Here is a 355-nt window from a genome sequence, read left to right as displayed (position 1 = left end):
CGTGGTCGCCTGCCTCCTTGCGGTTGGCGCAGCGCCGTCGGGTAAGACCAACTCCCATGGTGTGACGGGCGGTGTGTACAAGGCCCGGGAACGTATTCACCGTGGCATGCTGATCCACGATTACTAGCGATTCCGCCTTCATGCACTCGAGTTGCAGAGTGCAATCTGAACTGAGACGGTTTTTGGGGATTTGCTCCAGATCGCTCCTTCGCTTCCCACTGTCACCGCCATTGTAGCACGTGTGTAGCCCATCCCGTAAGGGCCATGAGGACTTGACGTCATCCACACCTTCCTCGCGGCTTATCACCGGCAGTCTCCCTAGAGTGCCCAACTGAATGATGGCAACTAAGGACGT

At 57.5% G+C, this 355-nt stretch carries 1 rRNA gene (running past one end of the window); it reads right to left on the bottom strand.

The features are described 5' to 3' along the window. Positions 1-355: ribosomal RNA gene (locus ASE86_RS13235) — 16S ribosomal RNA — on the bottom strand (it continues 999 nt past the right edge of the window).

The sequence above is a fragment of the Sphingomonas sp. Leaf33 genome (genome assembly GCF_001421785.1).
In the GTDB taxonomy this organism is placed as follows: Bacteria; Pseudomonadota; Alphaproteobacteria; order Sphingomonadales; family Sphingomonadaceae; genus Sphingomonas.
Note: the sequence above shows the minus strand (reverse complement) of the source record. Positions and strands in the feature narration are given on the sequence as shown.